This window comes from Thermoclostridium caenicola, assembly GCF_900142095.1.
Classification (GTDB): domain Bacteria; phylum Bacillota; class Clostridia; order DSM-8532; family DSM-8532; genus Thermoclostridium_A; species Thermoclostridium_A caenicola.
On record NZ_FQZP01000028.1, the window covers coordinates 17,940 to 33,000 of the forward strand.

Here is a 15,061-nt window from a genome sequence, read left to right on the forward strand (position 1 = left end):
AGGGTACTTCCCCTCAAATTGCGACATGGGCTTCCCCTCGGTATCATAAACCGTGACACGTACAACCAGTTCCTTGGTCACGCTCAGGTCATTCAGATTGACCAGCGCCACCACCCTGTCGATCCTTGAAAGGGTCCCTTCTTTTTCCTGGATCAGAATGATGCCGGGATCCACCCTCTGGTTGACAATTTGATATCCCTCCGGCAGGTTTCCGGTGAACTCGATGTTTACCGGATACTGTTTCCCGACGATTTTTTCAAAGTAGAGCCTGACTGTTGCGGGATTGGTGCCGAGAATGATGATGTCCTTGTCGCCGGTATATTCGGGAGGCTGTACCCGGATGACCTGGATGCCCGAGTTGTTCACGTCGGAAAGATCGAGAAAAACGCTGAAATCGGCACTGGATACACTGTCCACCCTTTTTTTCCGCCCCCTTATCCGGACATCCACAGTGGCCGGAATGCTGGATCCGACGATCTGCAGATTCCTGGCCTCGAGCACCTCCACATTGCTGGACAGGGGAACAGTGATGGTTCTTTCCGTGAAAGGGTTTTCCTGATCCAGCACAAGGAACCAGATCAGGATGGCTATGAGCACAGAGAGGACCTTTGCAACCGCATCCCTCTCAAATAGTTTATCGATCAGCCTGTTCACTGTTTTTCACCTTCCTGAACGTAAAGCGCCGCTTATCCTCCTGGTTGTCGAGAAGGAATCTGGACAAGGCCTTTCTCAGCATATCGGGTGTCAGATTCCTCGTCAGGCCGCCATTATGGGCGTAGGATATTTTGCCCGATTCCTCGGAGACAACAATGGCAATGGCGTCGGAAACCTCGGTGATGCCCAGGGCAGCACGGTGCCGCGTACCCAGATCCCTTGACAGACCGGCATTCTGGGTAAGGGGCAAATAGCAGGCGGCTGCTGAGATCATATTGTTCCTGATAATGACAGCCCCGTCGTGGAGGGGAGTTTTGGGCGTAAAGATATTCACCAGGAGTTCTTCGGACAGAGCCGCGTCCATTCTGGTGCCGGTGTTGACAATATCACCGATCTTCGTGTCCCTCTCGATGACGATCAAAGCGCCGATATAGTCCTGGGCGCAACGCGAGCAGGCCTTCACGATGGTTTCAATGGCAGCGATGGTCTTTAGCCGCTCCTCGCTGTCCCTTTTAAGCAATATATCCTGAAACCCGCTGCTTCCCAGCTTCTCAAGGGCACGCCTGAGCTCGGGCTGGAAAAGCACGATCATACCGAAACCCAGCAGCTGAATCATGCTCTGCAGCAGGTAGGCAACGGTTTTAAGACCTATGATCTCGGACAGTTTCGACAGAATGAGGATGAACAGGATACCTTTTACAAGCTGCATGGCACGGGTTTCCCGTACCAGTTGGATAACCTTGTAGACCAGATAGGACACCAGAGCAAGCTCGACGATCATGCGGATGAGATCAAACACGCCGTTGAGATCCAGAAAGTTCATGATATAGGAAACGATATCTCTAAATAGGCCCTGTCCCGACACTCCACTGCCCCTCCGTCAAAGCTTTCTGATCAGCGATCTGATAGGGTGCCTCTCTGATTGAATGCCATAAAAAAGTGCCGCTCGTTCCATTGTCCCTTTGGAAAATCAGAGGGATTATGCAAGAAGCAACACAATAAGATTATACCCTCATGATACCTGCTTTTGTATATTTTACAGCCTATTGTAACAAAAATGCAATATGCAAAAGTGTTAGAAAGCTCCCGGTTTCAGGCATGATATTCGGTATCCTTTCAGCCTGACGGAAATGCACGAGAAAACCAAAGCATGGACAATGTATACAGATACTTCAGCCGAATCTGCCGGAAAGGTAGCGCCTGGTTCGCTCATCCTTCGGTTTGCTGAAGATGAGCCCGGTGGCGCCGTACTCAACAAGGTCCCCCAGGAGAAAGAAGGCTGTCCTGTCTGAAATGCGGCTTGCCTGCTGCATGTTATGGGTTACCATGACAATGGTGTAACGGTTCTTCAACTGGCAGCACAACTCCTCAATTCTCTGGGTGGATACGGGATCAAGGGCTGATGTGGGCTCGTCCATCAGGAGTACTTCCGGCCGGGTTGCCAGCGCCCGGGCGATGCACAGCCGCTGTTGCTGACCGCCGGAAATCCCCAATGCGTTTTTGTGCAGCCTGTCCTTCACTTCATCCCAAAGGGCGGCCAGCCTCAGGCTTTCTTCAACGATCTCATCCAGGACGGATTTCCGCCTTATGCCATGGATTCTTGGGCCAAAAGCCACATTGTCGTATATGGACATGGGAAAAGGATTTGGTTTCTGAAAGACCATCCCCACGCGCTTTCTCAGTTCGGCAACATCAATATCGCCAAGGATTTCGCATCCATCCAGCCTGATGCTGCCGGTAACCCGGGCGTTCTCAACCAGATCGTTCATCCTGTTCAGGGTTTTCAGGAAGGTAGATTTGCCGCAACCTGAAGGCCCAATCAATGCGGTTATCTCACCTGCAAAGATATCCATGCCGATGTTTTTCAGGGCATGAAACGAACCATAATGGACATTCAGTCTGCGTACGGATATCTTGACGCTTGGTTTCACGCGCTCAGCCATTTGGACCCCCGCACTCTCCGAATTGTTCTTTGCATGCAGGTCATACCGGATGTACCTTTTTTCGAAGACTTAGGATGCCCCACAGCTGTGATTGCGCAGCCAAAGCATTAACGGAAAGGGACAAGCCGCTACAGGCAGTTTAAAAGCATCTCCAGCGACAGCCGGGGGGACATTTTCCCGGTCTTCCACGCTTTGTCGGCCTCGGCGCATTTTTTCAGGAAACCGGTCAGGTAAGCCCTGTCCACCCGCTCCGCCTGTTCGGTCAGCTTTCTGAAAGCATAGGGGTGTTTTCCGGGGAAGTAACGGCTGATCCGGGAAGGCGGAAGATGCCGGTCCATCAGTGTTCTCAGTTTGAGCATCTCACCGGTTTGCCTGGCGATCATGGCCAGTATTTTCTGTTCCGGCTCCTTCAGGGACAGCATGTCATCCAGAAAAGCCAGCGCTTTCGCCCTGTCCCTCGCGGCCACAGCATCCATCAGGTCGAAGATGACGCTCTTGATGGTAATGGTGGCCACCGCCCGGACGTCATCCAGGGTCACGGTTTCCCGATCCCCGGTGTACTGGATAATCTTGAAGATCTCATTCCTGAGGGAATACATGTCCGGATCGCTGATGGATACAAGATATTCCGCCGCAGCGGGCTGGATGGTTTTGCGGCTCTGCCGGAACCCTTTCATCACCCAGCCGACCAGTTCCTCCTCGCTCAGGTGATCCAGATGCACATGGAGCCCAAGCTTCTGAATGGTCTTGTACAACCCCGTGCGCTTATCCACATTGTCTTCCAGCATGATAAGGCAAGTGCTTTCAGGAATTTGGGGAAGATACTGTTTTAATGCTTCCTGTGCCTTGCTGCCGATGTCGCCTTCATCCAAAGCAGGGCCAACGCCCTCCTCTGCACTGTCTTCCTCCGGTGCAAAATCCTCCGCTTCTTCCCTGGGGGCAGCTTTTTTTCTTGCTGCCAGCAGATTAGAGTTCTTTACCAGAACCACCTTGCGTTCCGAAAATATGGGAAAGGTATCGCAGGCATCAATCAGTCGGTCCACATCAAGCTTTCCCTCGAACCGGACCAGGTTGAGCCCGCTTTGATCATCCTTCAGCGCGACCCGCCTGATTTCGCCTACATAATAATCCACCAGGAAACGTTCGTTTCCCGAAAAGAGGTAGACGCTTCCAAGTTCTCCGGTTTTCAGCTGTTGTTTGAGCCGGGCCAGTTCATCCTGTCCCGCGGGCTTTTTCCTCGCGCCGTAGCTGCCGGCTGATGGCATATCGACCCTCCCTGTTCATTGACAATATAGATATTATAGCATGTTTGACACCCGTATACATGGCATCGGGTATTTCCCCGTCCTGAGGCGGGAGCTTTCCATCCACATGCTCCCCTTTTTCATCATAAAAAGGCGGGGTCTTCACCCCGCCTCAATACTCTTACATTGCCTTTGATTCGATTTCTCCCAGGATCCGCTCCAGGAACACATCCAGCGGCATGGAACCCAGATCGCCTTCCTTGCGGGATCTGACCGCCACATGGCCGTTTTCGGCTTCCTTGTCGCCGACCACCAGCATGTAGGGGATCTTTTCCATCTGGGCTTCACGGATCTTGAAACCGATCTTCTCATTGCGGCCGTCCAGTTCCACGCGGATTCCTTTTTCCTCAAGCTTTGCCTTGACCTGTTCCGCATAGGGAATGTGTTTCTCAACGATGGTCAGGATCTTTGCCTGGACAGGTGAGAGCCATACCGGGAAAGCACCTGCAAAGTGCTCGGTAAGGATGGCGATGAAGCGCTCAATGCTTCCGAACACCACGCGATGGATCATGACCGGCCTGTGCTTCTCGCCATCGGGACCGATATAATACAAATCGAAGCGCTCGGGCAGGTTCATATCCAACTGGATGGTTCCGCACTGCCAGGTACGGCCGATGGAATCCTCAAGGTGGAAGTCGATCTTGGGACCATAGAAGGCACCGTCGCCCTCATTGACCTTGTACGCGATGCCCTGGTCTTCCAGCGCCTCACGCAGGGCCGCCGTGGACTTCTCCCACAGTTCGTCCGAACCGATGGACTTTTCAGGGCGCGTGGAGAGTTCCACATGGTATTTGAATCCGAAGGTTTTGTAGAAATCATCAATGAGCCGGATAACGCCTATGACCTCGTCCTTTATCTGGTCGGGGGTCATGAAGATATGGGCGTCATCCTGGGTAAAGCAGCGAACCCGCATCAGGCCATGGAGGGTACCTGAAAGCTCATGCCGGTGCACAAGCCCCAGTTCGCCCATTCTTTGCGGCAGATCGCGGTAGGAGTGGAGCTTCCGCTGGTACACCAGGATTCCACCGGGGCAGTTCATGGGCTTTATCGCAAACTCCGCCTCGTCAATATTCACGGTGTACATGTTGTCCTTGTAATTGTCCCAGTGGCCTGAACGGCACCAGAGATCCTTGGTCAGCATGATAGGGGTCTTGATCTCCTGGTAGCCCCTCTTCACATGTTCCTTGCGCCAATAATCCTCCAGCAGGTTTCTCAGAACCATGCCCTTTGGCATGAAGAACGGGAAGCCCGGTCCTTCTTCATAGATATCAAAGAGATCCAGCTCCCGACCCAGCTTGCGGTGATCACGCTTTCTGGCCTCTTCCAGCCGCTGCAGGTAGGTATCCAGATCGCTCTTCTTGGGGTAAGCCGTACCGTAAATCCTCTGGAGCATCTTGTTCTTTTCGTTTCCGCGCCAGTAAGCGCCTGCCAGCTGCATCAGCTTAAAGACCTTCACCTTTCCGGTGGAGGGCAGATGGGGTCCGGCGCACAGATCCACAAACTCACCCTGCCTGTAGAAGGATATTTCGGCATCCTCCGGCAGATCATTGATGAGTTCCACCTTGTAGGGCTCATCCTTCATGAGTTCAAGGGCCTTATCCCTGGGCAGGGTAAAGCGCTCAACAGGATAGTCCTCCTTGATGATTTTCGCCATTTCCTCCTCGATGGCCTGCAGGTCTTCCGGCGTAAAGGTCTTCTCAGAATCAAAGTCATAATAGAACCCATTGTCGATGGCCGGGCCGATGGCCAGCTTGACATTGGGATAAAGGCGCTTGACGGCCTGGGCCATGATATGGGATGAGGTATGCCAGTAGGTATGCTTTCCGCCCTCGCTGTCAAAGGTGAGGATGTTCAGGCTGCAGTCCTCCGTAACGGGTGTCATCAAATCCTTTACCACACCGTTGATCTCACCGGCCACAGCCACCCTGGCGAGACCTTCGCTGATTTCCTTTGCGATATCCAGTATGGTCTTGCCGCTTTCAAAGGATCGCTTGCTTCCATCCTTCAATGTTACCTGAACCATTCCGCTCATTCCTTTCATTTATGGTATCAATCTGTTGTTTACAATAAAACAAGCTCCCATCCATCCAAGGATGAGAGCTTTATGCCCACACGGTTCCACCCTGGTTGCAGAGCAAAGCAAAGGCCTTGATCTGCCACTCGAACGATTGTAACGTGATCAACGCGAAGGCTTACTCTTTACCATTTCAGCCCCCGGGCTCCGGGGTGGTATCAAAACCTGAACCACCGGGACAGCTTTCAGCCTGCGGCTGTCCCTCTCTGAAGGCGTCCGTACGGTCCTGACATGTCCCCTTCAATGCCTTTAACGATTATTCCTCATAATACCACAGGCCCGTGGCGCTGTCAATGCGTATCCGAAATGAAAAACAGCCATCATAATTTGCCTCCCCTCTTTGTATGTAATAATAGGCAAGCTTGTTCACCCGTGCCGGTCTGTTCTGCCTCCGCGCATGGCAGCCTTTCCGCGCCGGATACGGAAGGAGCGCTGATGAAAAATTCCAACAGGTATTTCCTCCCGGCCCTTTTAATGGCTGCATTCATCCTCCTGGCTGCATGCAGCAAGGATTCAGCCGTCAAGCTTGCCATTGAAGGTTCCACGTCCATGCAGAAAATGATGCAGGAAATGGTGGATGCCTATATGGCTTCCCATGCCCATGTAACAGCGGAATACACGGCCAGCGGCTCCAGCGCGGGCATCCGGGCTGTTATCGCCGATTCGGCCGACATCGGCGCCGTTTCCCGGGTGGTGATGGAGGAAGAACTCCACCAGGGTCTCCAGGCCATCCATATCGCATGGGATGCCATCGCGGTCATCGTACACCCGTCCAATACGGTAGAGAATCTGACCAGCGAGCAGGTAGCCCGGATTTACCGGAAGGAAATTACCAACTGGTCGGAGTTTGGCGGGCCTGATGCGGCCATCGTGGTGATCACCCGTGACCCCGCTTCGGGGACGAGGGAGGCCTTTGAAGCGCTCTTTGGGATAAGGGACCAGGTCCGGGCTGACCAGGAAGCCGCAAAAACCGGTGAGACCCTGATAGCCGTGGCCCAGAACCCCCACGCCATTGCTTACGTCTCGCTGAATTACGTCCGGAAGGGCGTCAAAGCCCTGCGCATCGACGGCCGGGAGCCGACCGTTGAAAACGTTCAGAGCGGCAGCTATGAAATCAGGCGCCCTCTGATGATCGTGACAAGGGGGGATCCGGATGCTGCGGAACAGGATTTCATCGATTTCATGTTTTCCCCGGAAGGACGGGCTATTATCAGCCGGGAAGCCATCCCCATCACCAGGGAACGATAGGCAGCCGGCTTTTGACGGACAACCGGCTTCACAGCCATCCGTGTACGGGGATGCTTTGCCTGCGCGTATGATTTATCAATATGACGATGAGAAGGTCGTGAAACTCCATGCATAAAAGTGGTTTTGGCACAACAAGGCTGGGTAATATCCGCCGTTTGGAAGGCCTGATGGAGACGGTGTTTGCGCTGTGCGGCTGGGCCTCCATCATCTCCGTGGTCCTGATTACGGCTTACATCTTTATGGCAGGGCTTCCGCCCATCCTGAAGACAGGTATATCCGAGTTCATTCTCGGAACCCAATGGAAGCCCACCGCCGAGGAACCCAAGTTCGGTATTTTCCCCATGATCCTGGCCTCCTTTCTGGGCATGGCGGGTGCCGCGGCAATCGGTGTTCCCGTGGGCCTCTTTACGGCGATTCTGCTGGCCTTGATGGCGCCAAAAAGGCTTGCTGCTTTCTTAAGAGGCTGTATCGAGCTTATGGCCGGTATTCCATCGGTTGTTTACGGATTCTTCGGCCTTACGGTCATTGTACCCTTCATCAGGATAAACCTGGGAAGCCCGACCGGCACAAGCCTTCTGGCCATGATCATCATCCTGTCGGCCATGATTCTTCCCACCATTGTCAGCCTTTCCGAAACCGCCCTCCGGGCTGTGCCGAAGGAATACATGGAAGGAGCTTTGGCTTTGGGTGCATCCAGGATAGAAGCCATTTTCAAAGTAATGATCCCCGCCGCAGGATCCGGAATCATGGCCTCGGCAGTTCTCGGGATGGGGCGGGCAGTGGGCGAGACCATGGCAGTCATCATGGTATGCGGCAATATCCCCCGCATCCCCCGTTCCCTGCTGGACACGGTCAGTCCCATGACGGCCACCATTGCCAAGGATATGTCCTATGCCGGTCCGTTCCACCAGGCCGCTCTCTTCGGAATCGGCGCCGTGCTCTTTCTCTTCATCGTTGCCCTGAACATGGTCCTGCACGTGGTGGTGCAAAGATCCATTGAAGGGAAGCGGGGTTCGCCATGAGCACAAAACGGAAGGCTAGGGATTTGATCCTGACCGCTCTTATCTGGACGTTTTCTCTTCTCTCAGCTGCTTTTTTGCTCTGGATGATCATAGCCGTCCTGTCCCATGGGCTGTCCGGCATCAGCCTGGACTTTCTGACCGACGAATATAACCTTTACAGGGGCAAGACCGGCATACTCCCCATGATAGCCGGAACCCTGCTCCTCATCTTCTTCACCCTGTCCATAGCGCTTCCGGTGGGTGTCTGCGCAGCCATTTATCTCATCGAATATGCACGACAGGGCTTTGGCGTCCGGGTGATCCGGCTGGCCACCGAAAGCCTTGCCGGAATCCCCTCCATCATCTATGGCTTGTTCGGCTATATTTTCTTCAAGAATACGCTCCGGCTCGGTTTCTCCGTAATCTCCGGCGCGCTGACACTCAGCATCATGGTTTTACCCCTGGTGGTCAGGGTAACGGAGGAAGCGCTTAAGTCGGTGGACAACAGTTATCGCGAGGCCAGCCTGGCTCTTGGCGCCACAAAGCTTTACACCATCTTCCGGGTAATTCTTCCCTGCGCCATCCCAGGCATCCTCTCCGCCGTCATCCTCAGCATGGGCAGGATAATCGGCGAAACGGCGGCCGTCATCTTCACCGCCGGCACGGTGCCGAAAATACCACAGCTTGGTCGCGTTCTGAGTTCCAGTGTCAGGACCCTGTCGGTCCACCTTTACATGGTGGCGCTGGAGGAGGCAGATTTTACCAGCGCTTTTGCCACTGCCACCCTGTTGATTGGCATTATTGCCGTGCTTAACTGGGGGGCCAGGCGCATAGCCCGTCGCATAGTGAAAAGGTAAGATTGCCGTGCGGCGTGGAGGCAGGCCTTTACGGGCTCCCCTGGATGAAGAAAGATTGCCACGCACCGCCTGCGCGGTGCTCGCAATGACAGCTCACGCTGGATCCCTCCACTTCGCGCGGTTCACCAATGACATTCCAGGAACGGTTTTGCAGCCCGAAATGTTTGCTCACCCGTTCCGCATTGGCGAGACCGCCTTTTACTCAAAAGTAATGTAATCCCTCAGGCGTTCCAGGGTTTTCGGGCCTATTCCTTTCACATTCAGGAGATCCTCGGGCACTTTGAACGGACCATGGGCTTCCCTGTATGCGATGATGGCCCTGGCCTTGACCTCGCCGATATAGGGCAGGCTCATCAGCTCCTCCATACTCGCCTTATTGATATTGATCCTGAACGGCCCCTTCGGCTCATTCCCCGGCCTGGTTTCCTCATCGTCCGTGTCCGGCATGTCGTAACGCGTGTCGTCCTCATGTGCATCTTTTTCCTGCAGCGGCTTTTGAGAAGCGGCCGGAGTCTGTGTCGCTGTAATCCGTATGGTTTCCCCTTTCTCATAATCCAGTTTCCAGGCCAGCAGGATGACAAGGGCAAGCAGGATCAGCAAGAGGGCCGCGAGATACTCCCAGGGAATATGCCACTCCCTGTTTCTGATCCGAATACGCATAACCTCTCCGCTTGTTCAATTACTGTTCTGTCCTTACTTGCCTTATTATACCATTATTTGTGCGACATTCCAACTACGCAAGGAAAATCCTGGCTAGTTTTCATTATGCCTTGAGTATGTGGACAACCTAACCTATAATAAAGGTTAAGGAATCTCAAATTTCCTGCTTAATAATTTGAACAAATGCAAAAGATGCCACACCTTACGGAATGGCTCAGGAGTGATTCGTTTTGAGGAAGTTTTCGGCAGCATGCATTCTTTTCTCCCTATTATTGATTTTTCAAATCTGCCTTCCCGTTTTTGCGGAAGAAGTTCCTGATCTTTCCGCGGAGGCATTCATCCTGATCGACATGGAATCCGGGCAGGTCCTCACCGAAAAAAACGCCGACCAGAAAAGGTCGCCTGCCAGCACCACCAAAATCCTTACAGCCATGATCGCGCTGGAGCGCGCTTCTCTCGACACCGACATGATCGCATCCCAAACAGCCATCAACAGTGTCGATATCTACAACTATGTCACCGCGGGAATAAAGCCCGGCGAAATTATCAAGCTGAAAAGCCTGATTGAGCTGATGATGGTGACCTCCGCCAACGAGGTGGGATATATCATTGCGGAAAATGTCTCGCCTGACGGAACCATTTCGGGTTTTGTGAAACTGATGAACGATAAGGCTGCCGAGCTGGGACTGACGGGAAGCCACTTTACCAACCCATGCGGCGTGGAAGATTCCGACCATTACACCACCGCCAGGGATTTGGCCATTCTGGCACGGGAGGCCATGAAATACGACGCCTTCCGCGAGATCGTCGGGAAGACCGAGATCACCATGCCGGACACCAATTTCAGAAAAAGCGGGGACTGGAATGCCAGTTATCTGACATACACCAACAGGCTGCTCACATCCCGATCCAAGTATTATTCCAAGGTCACGGGTATCAAGACGGGCTACACCGATCCCGCAGGTCGCTGCCTGGTCGCTTCCGCCGTCAATCCCGACGGCATGGAGCTGATCAGCGTGGTTCTGGGCGTGGATCCCCAGGATCAGAATCTCGTGTTTGAGGAATCCCAGAAGCTTCTGGAATATGGATTTGCCAATTACAGTATCCGTGATGTGGTGAAAGACGGCGAATACGTTGGACGCTCGGATGTTGCCGATGCCGTGGATGCCAAAAAGGTTGAGCTGATCACCCAGGGAAGCATCCGGCATATCCTTCCTGTGGACAGTGAACGGCTGAGCCAGGAGCTGACCCAGCAGAAAAAACTGCAGGAGCCCTTTAAAGCACCCATTGAAAAGGGGCAGGTCCTGGGCAGCATCGAATACTTTTATAAAGGAAAGTCCATCGGCTCCGTCAACATCATCGCCAACAACGCCATCGAGAAGACCACCATTGCCCAGATCCGTGACAAATACATGGAGATCGTCAACGACGAACGGTTCATCCTGGGCCTGAAAATAGCCGGCGGGCTCGTGGTCTTCCTGATCATCCTGAGACTGGTGCTTCGGACCATCTCGCGGAAAAACAGCAGACGGCGGCGTTATGCCTCCTACTCCTCATCCAGAAGAAAAAACGCCCGCTTCAGGAATTTCAGATAAATCGTCAAACCCCGGGTTTTCCGCCATGTGCTTTTCGAAAGCAAGAACAAGAGGCTGCCTCGATCGGTATGGGCAGCCCCTTTCACATAATCGTCAAACCATTTCAAAGCAATCCTTCAGTATCCCATTCTTCCTACATGGGCAGTTCGGGTGAACGAACGCTTTCCAGCCTCTGCATTCCCTGGGGCTGGACCTCCACGATGATGGGGATGATCATGGGCCTTCTCTTGGTCTTCTTGTACAGGAATGTATTCAGCTCATCCTTGATGGCATTGCGTATGGACGCCCAGTTGGTCCCCCTTCTGCTCACCGCCTTGACCAGCGCTTCCCTGGCCAGGTTCTTCACCTCTTCGATGAGCTCTTCGGATTCCTTCACATAGACAAAGCCTCTGGATATGATCTCCAGGTCGGCCATCTGGTTGCCGACCGAATCGATGGTAGCCACCACGATGATCAGGCCGTCCTCGGAAAGGATCTTCCTGTCGCGGAGGACGATCTCGCCCACATCGCCTACACCCAGGCCGTCAACCAGCACGCTCCCTGACTGGACCGTGCCCGCTATCTTGGCGGAACGGGAAGTCAGCTCCAGCACCTTTCCGTTGGACATGGTGAAGATATTCTTTTCCGACATGCCCAGCGACGCTGCCAGCTTGGCATGCATCTTCAGGTGCCTGTACTCACCATGGGCGGGCACAAAGAACTTGGGCTTTGTCAGCCGGTGCATGAGCTTAAGCTCCTCCTGCCTGGCATGGCCGGAAACATGGATATCGGTCAGGGCATCATAAATAACTTCCGCGCCCTTTTTGAACAGTTCATTGATGACATTGTAGACCATCTTCTCGTTTCCGGGAATGGGGCTGGCGGATATGATGACCAGGTCTCCCTCGTTGATTTCCACCTTTTTATGGGAGGAGCTGGCTATCCGTGACAAAGCCGACATGGGCTCTCCCTGGCTGCCCGTGGTGATGATCACCAGCTCTTCGGGCTTAAACCGCTTGATGCGGTCAATATCGATCAGGGTATCCTCAGGGAAGGACAGGTACCCAAGCCGTATGGCCGTTGTAACCACATTGATCATGCTGCGGCCGCACAGGGCTACCTTTCTTCCGTATTTGACAGCCGAGTTCAGCACCTGCTGAATACGGTGGATGTTGGATGCAAAGGTTGCCACGATAATCCTGGACTTTGCTCCCCTGAAAATGCTGTCAAAGGTATCCCCCACCACGCGCTCGGACATGGTATAGCCCGGGCGCTCCACATTGGTGCTGTCAGACATGAGAAGCAGGATGCCTTTTTTGCCCAACTCCGCAATCCTGGCCAGATCCATGGGCTCTCCCTCAATGGGTGTCTGGTCGATCTTGAAGTCGCCGGTATGGAAAACCATTCCTACCGGTGTATCAATAGCCAGGGACACCGCATCCGCAATGCTGTGGGTGGCCCGGATGAACTCCACCTTGAAAGGCCCCAGCTGGATGGTTTGACCCTGCTTGACAATCCGGAGATCGGCCTTTCCTGCCATGTCATGCTCAACCAGCTTGTTTTCCACAAGGGCCAGCGTCAGCTCGGTTCCATAGACCGGTACCGGCAGGCGCTTGAGCACATAGGGCAGGGCGCCGATATGATCCTCGTGCCCGTGGGTCAATACGATCCCGCGCACCTTCTCCGCGTTCTTTTCCAGGTAGGTGACATCGGGAATGACCAAATCGATTCCCAGCATTTCATCTTCAGGGAAGGCCAGTCCGCAGTCCACCACGATGATGTTTTCACCATATTCAAAAACGGTCATGTTTTTTCCGATCTCTTCCATTCCCCCCAGGGGAATGACTTTTAGCTTATTCTTCTTTTTTGTTGCCACAAAAACCTCCAAACTCTCTTTTTGTATTCTTCTATGCTTTCGGTATGATTCGATCTGATATTTATGGTTGCCTTTATTTGTAGCGTTCCATCAAGTATAATCTAGGTATATTATCATCACCCGGGCCAGATCCGCCCCAGGGATGGAGATTCCGTATGCGCATTATTCTTCCCAAAAAAGTCAGCTCTATAATCTCTGTACTGAATCAGGCGGGCTTTTCAGCCCACGCAGTGGGAGGCTGCGTCCGCGATCTGATCATGGGAAAGGAACCCCATGACTGGGATATCACGACCTCCGCAAGGCCGGAACAGGTAAAAGCCTTGTTTGAAGTCACCCTGGACACCGGCCTCAAGCATGGCACCGTTACGGTCAATCATGAAGGCCAGTGGTGTGAAATAACCACCTGGCGCACCGATTTGGGCTATATAAATCATCGGCATCCGGAACAGGTCAGGTTTACCGATTCGCTGGAAGCCGACCTGGCACGCAGGGACTTTACCATCAATGCCATGGCTTTTCACCCCGACGAAGGGATCATTGACCCCTTTGGCGGCATGGACGATATCCGATCAAGGCTCATCCGTTCGGTCGGGGATCCGATGAAGCGCTTCGGAGAGGATGCCCTGCGCATGCTTCGGGCCATTCGTTTTTCCGCCCAGTTGGGGTTCGAGATAGAAAGCCGCACTTATCAGGCCATCCGCATGCTCCACGCGGATATCGCCTACATCAGTTTCGAAAGGATCCGCAGCGAACTGGATAAAATCATGGCATCAGCCCACCCGGAAAGGCTTGGACTTATCTGGGACACGCGGCTGTCCGATCATATTTTCCCCGGCATTCCTGCCTTACCCGAACCCTTCCTGAGGACATGCCATGAACCGTTTGCCCCGGGAACCCCGGTATATTTCCTCGGCAGCCTGTTTTACTGGGCATTCGCCCGGGACAGAACCGAACAGGCCGCAAGGATACTCTGGCGGCTGAAATACGATAATCGCACCATTTCGGATACCAGGAACCTTCTCCTGGCCGCCGAACTTATGAAAGCCCCAACGCCGCGCAACATCAGGCTTGCCTGTCGTCTGTACGGAAAGAAGATTGCGGAAATGGCCGCGAAGATTTCTGCTCAGCACGGGGATACGGCCAACCGTGAGAATTGCGGCCTTGATCCGTTGCTGATGGCAGATCCCCAACCCCTGGCCATAACTGGTGCCGATCTGATCCGTTCGGGTATCGGTGAAGGCCGGGAAATCGGCGCCATCCTCTCCCTGCTGAACCTGTGCCTTTGCGAAAATCCCCGGCTCAACACCCGGGAGACCCTGCTTCTCCTTTCCGGAGCTTTCCACAAAAAGCTTCTTGAAAACAACCTGCTCGGATAAATGTTTTCAAAACAAAGGGATTGACTGAATAAGCCAATCCCCCTATCATCCGTTTATGAACAACCAGGGTTCTATAATAAATGTTGGGGTGCCGAGGGACAGAACACTTCGGAACTCCAACATTTTTTTTGCAAACAAAGAGAGCATGGAGTGAATTCTCTAGTAAAATGAAGTTACCCAATCCAACATTTTAAAGGAGAATCAACCATGCTCTACAAAGATTATACGCGAGAATTTATTGGATTTGAAGATGTAATCGTTACCTTCGCAGAAAGAAAGGACAATCAGTTCCACATTCATATGAAAATGAAGCGAAAAGCCCATAAGTGTCCCCGCTGTGGTCGGATTACGGAAAAGATTCACGATTACAGAGAACAACGAATTAAGGATATATCTTCATTTGGAAGCTATACTTTCATACATCTGAGGAAACGACGCTATGTATGTCCTTCATGCAATAAAAGGTTTTATGAAGAGGTACCTTTCCTGCCAAG

Annotated in this window: 12 protein-coding genes and 1 pseudogene; 6 read left to right on the top strand and 7 right to left on the bottom strand. The window is 53.1% G+C overall.

All coding sequences use genetic code 11. The features are described from left to right. Window positions 1–42: 42 nt before the first annotated feature. The 5 genes and pseudogenes from F3H12_RS13650 to thrS all read right to left on the bottom strand — a co-directional run. Window positions 43–654, bottom strand: a pseudogene (locus F3H12_RS13650) (CdaR family protein); the annotation flags it as partial. Continuing rightward, window positions 635–1,519, bottom strand: a complete 885-nt coding sequence (gene cdaA, locus F3H12_RS08250) for a diadenylate cyclase CdaA (RefSeq protein WP_243133234.1) — start codon at window positions 1,517–1,519, stop codon at window positions 635–637. The gene cdaA and the pseudogene F3H12_RS13650, both read right to left, overlap by 20 nt. A 307-nt stretch (window positions 1,520–1,826) precedes the next feature. Then, window positions 1,827–2,597, bottom strand: coding sequence for a phosphate ABC transporter ATP-binding protein PstB (gene pstB / locus F3H12_RS08255; protein ID WP_149678872.1), 771 nt, complete (start codon window positions 2,595–2,597; stop codon window positions 1,827–1,829). Window positions 2,598–2,725: 128 nt separating this feature from the next. Continuing rightward, a complete protein-coding gene (gene holA / locus F3H12_RS08260; protein WP_149678873.1) occupies window positions 2,726–3,862 on the bottom strand; it encodes a DNA polymerase III subunit delta in 1,137 nt (378 codons plus the stop codon). Between the two features lie 160 nt (window positions 3,863–4,022). Continuing rightward, a complete protein-coding gene (thrS, locus tag F3H12_RS08265; protein ID WP_149678874.1) occupies window positions 4,023–5,924 on the bottom strand; it encodes a threonine--tRNA ligase in 1,902 nt (633 codons plus the stop codon). Window positions 5,925–6,410: 486 nt separating this feature from the next. Between thrS and F3H12_RS08270 the strand changes: the two genes are divergently transcribed. The 3 genes from F3H12_RS08270 to pstA all read left to right on the top strand — a co-directional run bounded on the left by F3H12_RS08270 (window position 6,411) and on the right by pstA (window position 9,081). Next, a complete protein-coding gene (locus F3H12_RS08270) occupies window positions 6,411–7,223 on the top strand; it encodes a phosphate ABC transporter substrate-binding protein (RefSeq protein ID WP_188118446.1) in 813 nt (270 codons plus the stop codon). A 107-nt stretch (window positions 7,224–7,330) separates the two neighbouring features. After that, on the top strand, window positions 7,331–8,245 hold the full coding sequence (gene pstC / locus F3H12_RS08275; RefSeq protein WP_243133235.1) for a phosphate ABC transporter permease subunit PstC: 915 nt from the start codon (window positions 7,331–7,333) through the stop codon (window positions 8,243–8,245). Beyond that, the gene (pstA, locus tag F3H12_RS08280; protein WP_149678876.1) at window positions 8,242–9,081 is read left to right on the top strand and encodes a phosphate ABC transporter permease PstA; all 840 of its coding nucleotides are present in this window, start codon (window positions 8,242–8,244) and stop codon (window positions 9,079–9,081) included. Before pstC ends, pstA begins: the two co-directional genes overlap by 4 nt. Before the next feature lie 198 nt (window positions 9,082–9,279). Here the strand turns inward: pstA and F3H12_RS08285 are convergent, their stop codons facing one another. Continuing rightward, complete coding sequence (locus tag F3H12_RS08285) at window positions 9,280–9,741, bottom strand: ComEA family DNA-binding protein (protein WP_149678877.1); 462 nt, start codon at window positions 9,739–9,741, stop codon at window positions 9,280–9,282. 230 nt (window positions 9,742–9,971) lie between these two features. On the opposite strand from F3H12_RS08285, the gene F3H12_RS08290 reads away from it, so the two are divergent. Beyond that, window positions 9,972–11,336, top strand: coding sequence for a D-alanyl-D-alanine carboxypeptidase family protein (locus F3H12_RS08290; RefSeq protein WP_149678878.1), 1,365 nt, complete (start codon window positions 9,972–9,974; stop codon window positions 11,334–11,336). Window positions 11,337–11,469: 133 nt separating this feature from the next. Here the strand turns inward: F3H12_RS08290 and F3H12_RS08295 are convergent, their stop codons facing one another. Then, window positions 11,470–13,143 carry a ribonuclease J gene (locus tag F3H12_RS08295; RefSeq protein ID WP_243133236.1) on the bottom strand — a complete coding sequence of 558 codons (1,674 nt, stop codon included), beginning with the start codon at window positions 13,141–13,143 and terminating at the stop codon, window positions 11,470–11,472. Between the two features lie 203 nt (window positions 13,144–13,346). Between F3H12_RS08295 and F3H12_RS08300 the strand changes: the two genes are divergently transcribed. Both F3H12_RS08300 and F3H12_RS08305 read left to right on the top strand, forming a co-directional pair. Then, complete coding sequence (locus F3H12_RS08300; RefSeq protein WP_149678880.1) at window positions 13,347–14,567, top strand: CCA tRNA nucleotidyltransferase; 1,221 nt, start codon at window positions 13,347–13,349, stop codon at window positions 14,565–14,567. A 207-nt stretch (window positions 14,568–14,774) separates the two neighbouring features. Next, the coding region (locus F3H12_RS08305) for a transposase family protein (protein WP_149678881.1) at window positions 14,775–15,061 on the top strand (287 nt) is incomplete at its 3' end.